This window comes from Leptolyngbya sp. FACHB-36 (assembly GCF_014695955.1).
Classification (GTDB): domain Bacteria; phylum Cyanobacteriota; class Cyanobacteriia; order Leptolyngbyales; family Leptolyngbyaceae; genus FACHB-36.
The window spans coordinates 1-5,596 of sequence record NZ_JACJPG010000537.1; the positions used below are offsets into that span (position 1 = coordinate 1).

Genomic DNA, 5,596 nt, shown 5'->3' on the forward strand with positions numbered 1-5,596 from the left:
GAGTGGGTCGTACCGGATGACGGGTTGCCAAGAGGCGTTGCCAATTTCTGTTCCTAGCCGCTGACTTCAGCCCTCATCTAGAGCAACTCGCTAGTCGCTATGGCTAATCGCTGCTAGCGACTAGGTTGTGTACTCGGCGTTAATCTTCACGTAGTCGTAGCTCAAATCGCAGCCCCATCCCGTACCGGAACCAGGACCATTGCCAATGCTGACTGAGATGACCACGGGATGCTCAACGGATTGTGCAGGCATTGCCGGACGATCGAAGCTGACTGCCTGACCCGACTGCTGCTCTGATAGTTCATTGCTTGCCTCAGTACTAACCAATGGCTCCGGGTGTGGCTGACTACTGGCAGCGGCTTGCTGCTTCAGATAGGCATTCGCGGCAGAACGATCGAACGCCTGCGGCTGTCCGTGCTGCAGCAGCAAAAAATCGCCCAGCTGAATCTGCAACTCTTCTTGATTGAACAGTACCCCTGCCCGTCCGGCGGCTCCGGCAATTCTGCCCCAATTGGGGTCGCGTCCAAAGATAGCGGACTTGACCAGAGAGGAGCCTGCGATCGTTCGGGCAACTTGCCGTGCTGCCTGCTCATCCGCCGCACCAGAGACGCGAACTTCGATTAGACACGTTGCCCCTTCGCCGTCGCGGGCGATCGCCTTTGCCAGATACATACATACCTCCGTCAGCATCGCCTCTAGCGTTTCTGCCTCTGGTCCCATTTCAGTAATCGCAGGCGTGCGCGACTGCCCGTTTGCCAGCGCGATCAGCGAGTCATTCGTGCTGGTGTCGCCATCCACGGTGATTTGGTTGAAGCTACGATCAGCAGCGCGACTCAGCATTTCCTGCCATAGGTGAGGCGACACAGCGGCATCGCAGGTGACAAATGCCAGCATCGTTGCCATGTTGGGATGAATCATACCCGACCCTTTAGCGATGCCACCAATCCGAACGGGACGGTCATGCAGAGTGGTTTCGAGGGCGATCGACTTCGTGACGAGATCGGTCGTCGTGATGGCTTTAGCTGCGCCATCGGAGCCGTGCTCACTCAGCGACGAAACAAGCTGAGGCACCGCCGATCGCAGCTTGTCCATTTTGATGCGCTGTCCGATTACCCCCGTAGACGCCAGCAGAATCGCATCTGAGGAGATATTGAGCACTTGAGCAGTCAGTTGGGCGCATTCGGAGGCGTCGATCATGCCTTGGGTGCCTGTGGCAGCATTTGCCTGACCAGCGTTGCAGAGAATCGCACGGGCGCTTTGTTTGGCTTGGAGGCGTTCACGACAGTAGTCTACAGGAGCGGCACGGACTTGACTGGTGGTGAAGACGCCAGCCGCGATCGCGTCCACATCCGAGACGATCAGTGCTAGGTCTGGCAGTCCCGATGGTTTCAGTCCCGCTGCCAGTCCCGCTGCTCGAAACCCTTTGGGTGCCGTGATTCCGCCTGAAACCTGCTGCCATGCTGCCATACTGGTCTTCCCTACTGATGGTGCTTGAGAGGCGATTATATAGCGATTCGGGTTGAGCCTACCGTTCAAAAGAAAAAAGGGGAAGTCGCTTGAGCGACTTCCCCTATCATCAGGGTGCATCTACTTAACACAGTATGCCATCTAGGGGCTGAGGGGTGTCACCCCCTATCTGTGTTTTTTTGACGAAAGATCGACGGATAAGTGTGAAGACGCGCCATTAATTCAGAAGTTCCACGCTTGTCAGGCGGTTCCGCTAACCGTTGAGCTTCTTTGCCAGCAGTTGGTTGGTCAATTTTGGATCTGCCTGACCGCCCGTTTTTTTCAGCACTTGCCCCACAAAGAAGCCCAGCATCTTGGTTTTGCCAGCGCGATACTGCTCTAGCTCTTTGGGGTTGGACGCCAGAACCTCGTCGATCGTCGCTTCAATTACCGATGGGTCAGAAATCTGTCCCAGCCCGTCGCGGTCAACGATCGCCTTCGCAGAGCCGCCTTTCTCTAACAGCTCTGGCAGAATATCCTTCGCGGCTTTATTGCTAATCGTGCCTGTTTCGACTAGTCCAATCAGCTCTGCCAAGCTAGCCGGAGTCAGCGGTAGGGTAGTAATGCTGAGGTTGGCATTGCGGTTCAAGTAGGCGCTAATGTCGCCCATGATCCAGTTCGCAGCTTGCTTAGCGGGTGCGCCTGCTGCTACGACCGCCTCGAAATACTCTGCTGTGGCGCGATCGTCGGTCATCACCCGCGCATCGTAGGCAGACAGCCCCAGTTCGCTTTCGTAGCGCTGCCGCTTTTGGTGCGGCAGTTCCGGCAGTTCCGATTTCCACTCCTCTAGCTGGTCAGGAGCAACTTCGATCGGTCCCAAATCCGGCTCTGGGAAGTAGCGATAGTCGCTGGAGCCTTCCTTGATCCGCATACTAATTGTGCGCTGCGAGCCTTCTTCCCACAGGCGCGTTTCCTGAATAATGCGCTCGCCAGAGTTGATCGCTGCAATCTGCCGCTCGATTTCGTACTCGATCGCCCGCTGAATCGCGTTGAACGAGTTCATATTCTTGATTTCGACCTTGGTGCCAAACGTCTCCTCACCCACAGGACGCACGGAGATGTTGACATCGCAGCGTAACGAGCCTTCCTGCATGTTGCCGTCGCTGACGCCTAAATAGCGCAGAATGCGGCGCAGTTCCTGAGCGTACTCTGCCGCTTCTTGTCCCGTGCGCAAATCCGGTTCCGACACGATTTCAACCAGCGGCACGCCCGCGCGATTGTAGTCAACGAGCGAGAAAGTGGAGCCAGACAAACGATCGCTGCCGCCGTGCACAAGCTTTCCGGCGTCTTCCTCCATATGCAGGCGCGTAATCCCAATCTTCTTGCGCGTTGAGGTGCCCGATGCCTTATCAACCAGTTCAATCTCTAGCCAGCCGTGTTCGGCGATCGGTAAGTCGTACTGGGAAATCTGGTAGTTTTTGGGCAGATCGGGGTAGAAGTACTGCTTACGATCGAATTTGCTGTAGGGCGCAATCTGGCAGTTTAACGCTAAGCCCGCTTTCACTGCGTACTCCAGAACTTTCTGGTTTAGTACAGGCAGTACTCCGGGCATTCCCATGCACACCGGATCGATGTGCGTATTCGGCGGCGCACCAAATTCAGTAGAACTGGTGGAAAAGATCTTAGTTTCAGTACTTAACTGGCAGTGCGTTTCTAAACCGATCACTGCTTCGTACTGAGTTTTTGTAGGGGCAGCAGAAGTCATAGGCGTATGAATTTTACAAGACCGATCGCTGCTCTATTGTAGCCCTGCCGTGCTCAACCCTGAATGCTGCGCTATTGGCGCTATCTCAGCTAGCTCTAAAACTGCTTGTGGTTAGAGTTATCTAATAGGTTGCTTGAGGCTTCCAATCGTGGAGGTTGAGCATCGCGGTTGAATACAAGGGTTGTCTTTGGTTTTAAGGGACGACTAAGAATCGCACGATCGCAATCAAAATCACGCCGCCACTCTTCAACTCTGACAACTTCTGCTCCATTGGAAAATACGGCTAAATTAATATCGTCGCGCGAATTTAGGCGAAATGTTTTCGCGTCGGACCAAGGGTGACCTAGCTTTTTGACGATCGTATCGGTAGAGGTGTACGGACCAAAAATAAACGCCCGCTTCCAGACAGGAATGCCTTGAAGATCTGATAAGACAATTTTCTGTTTTCCAGCCTTCAAGGCTGTTCTGATTTGTGTATGAACAGGAGTGCTGGGCGTAACTTTTTGATCGCACGCTGAAGTCCAGGCAATCAGACACACGGCTAGAGTCCATCCAAAACGTTGTCGCACAATTGCTGCTCCTAATATAGGCAAGAGTTTATATGGGCAAGAGTTTGAAACAGTCATAAAAAAGGTGCGTTGGATTGCAGCCAACACACCCAACTACGGGAAAAATCCGATCGCTGAGCTACTTCGCGGGTTTCAGCGCCAGCAGTAGTTCAACCTGAGCGGTAGATTTATCACTCTGAACCGACGTACCACCAATGCCACGAATCGAGTCCAGAATGGCTTTCGTTTCCGGCGTCATCGAGTTCGGCTGCGACGCCAGCATCGTGCGATTCATCACGCCCATCAGCTTGTCCATATCTAGGAAGAAGTAGCCTGCGTTTTGCTTCGGCAGCGTTGCTGTAACGGTCTTGAACGTATCGCTGCCGTCGAGAGCGGGAGCTGGCTTGGCTGCCATCGCGTTGACCAAGGGCTCGCCGATCGCCACGAACACCGTATCCTGATCGAGCCAACCGTGTCCCAGCAGAGCGCCGTCGGGCAGTTTCCACTCGGTCACTTGCTTGCCCTGCACGTCGCGCTGAGCAACGGTCAATGTATTATTCTTCGCCAGTGTATCGAGCTTCGCGAGGGTGGCTTCGGTGGTCGCACGATCGGTCGTGTCAAACACCAGGATGCCGCCAAACCCGAGCTGCGCCAGCATTCCTTGATCCGCCGTCACCAAACTCAGCGCAAACTCTCCCCCCATCCAGGCAAACACGTCCTTGTCCAGATCGAGGTTGAAGTATTTGGCATACTGCCGCATTCCACCAAACGCGAGCTGCGCTTCGGAACTTGTATTTGCCTGCTCAACCGCTTGTGACCAGTAGCGATTCAGCCCTGCACCGTTCACCAGCGCAAAGGTTTCTCCGGGCAATTGTGCCACAACGGTGTTGGGAGCAGGTTTGTACTCGACCGTTTTTGCGTTCGGGTCAAAAATTGCGCGAGCTTTTAGCCGCAGACCTGCATCGTCGATGCCGATTCCAGCCACCACTGATTTCACCTGCTTTAGCTGCTCGATCGTGCTCGACTGAAGCTGTGCGGTTTCAGGACTGCTCTCCAGCAGTTTCTGCACGGCGGCTGAATACTCTGGGATGTAGACGCGGGCGATCGGGTTTTGCACGTCCATATCGCTGGAAAGGGCATTGCCTGCTTTGGTGGCAAAGGACGGGTCACCTTTAGCCGTGTTGATCGCCTGCTCTACGGCTTTGCGGTCTTGAGACAGCACCAAGTAATCCTTGACCACCGACGTATAAGTCGTAGATTTTGCGTCGGCAAAATCCATAATTTTGACGCCTTTATAGTCGCTCTCGTTGCTCTTAACGTTCGCCTTACTTTTGAAGCTGTTGGCGAAATTCATAGCGTTGATCTTGTCTTTGATTCCTACCGCAACCAGCACGCTTGGCTCTTTAGCCTTTGCCTGAGACGGCATCACCGCAACCATAACGTTGCCGACCCAGGGTTTCAGATCTTTTTCATAGTTAATTTGAGGATTTGTGGCTAATTGTTGCTGAAGATCACTCAGTCCCCGGCCCACAATTTTTTGTGCTTCTGGTGTTCCAAACTTTTCTAGTTGCGACCAGCTTTTTTCATCGGTAGAGATGAACGCTGCCATATACGCATCATCGGGAATAACTTTAGCGATCGCCGCCGGATTCACGCTGCCGATCGGAGCACCCTTAAAATAAAAGTACGCAGCCGCACCTCCTGCAACTGCAATAACGCCGACCGCAGGGAGAATCAGGTTTTTTAAAGACATAAGTTCCTCAAAGTTCTACAGGTGTAACGCCAGATTTAGGCGCTGATCTGTGCTGTCGCCTGGAGCGACTAGACAGGAGCAAGC

The 5,596-nt window shown here is 53.9% G+C and carries 4 protein-coding genes; all 4 read right to left on the reverse strand.

From position 1 onward, the window contains the following. Positions 1–120 precede the first annotated feature (120 nt). On the reverse strand, positions 121–1,467 hold the full coding sequence (argJ, locus tag H6F43_RS15420) for a bifunctional ornithine acetyltransferase/N-acetylglutamate synthase (protein ID WP_190343613.1): 1,347 nt from the start codon (positions 1,465–1,467) through the stop codon (positions 121–123). A gap of 253 nt (positions 1,468–1,720) precedes the next feature. Continuing rightward, positions 1,721–3,211 carry an Asp-tRNA(Asn)/Glu-tRNA(Gln) amidotransferase subunit GatB gene (gatB, locus tag H6F43_RS15425; RefSeq protein ID WP_190343614.1) on the reverse strand — a complete coding sequence of 497 codons (1,491 nt, stop codon included), beginning with the start codon at positions 3,209–3,211 and terminating at the stop codon, positions 1,721–1,723. Positions 3,212–3,306: 95 nt separating this feature from the next. Beyond that, positions 3,307–3,780: a hypothetical protein gene (locus H6F43_RS15430; protein ID WP_190343615.1), complete on the reverse strand. Its 474-nt coding sequence runs from the start codon at positions 3,778–3,780 to the stop codon at positions 3,307–3,309. A gap of 118 nt (positions 3,781–3,898) precedes the next feature. Next, entirely contained in the window at positions 3,899–5,512 is a 1,614-nt protein-coding gene (locus H6F43_RS15435) for a DUF3352 domain-containing protein (protein WP_190343616.1), read from the reverse strand. Positions 5,513–5,596: the final 84 nt, after the last annotated feature.

Excerpts from the sequence above, each read along its gene's own strand:
- argJ (WP_190343613.1), bottom strand. The coding sequence starts at position 1,467 with ATGGCAGCATGGCAGCAGGTTTCAGGCGGAATCACGGCACCCAAAGGG.
- gatB (WP_190343614.1), bottom strand. The coding sequence starts at position 3,211 with ATGACTTCTGCTGCCCCTACAAAAACTCAGTACGAAGCAGTGATCGGT.
- H6F43_RS15435 (WP_190343616.1), bottom strand. The coding sequence starts at position 5,512 with ATGTCTTTAAAAAACCTGATTCTCCCTGCGGTCGGCGTTATTGCAGTT.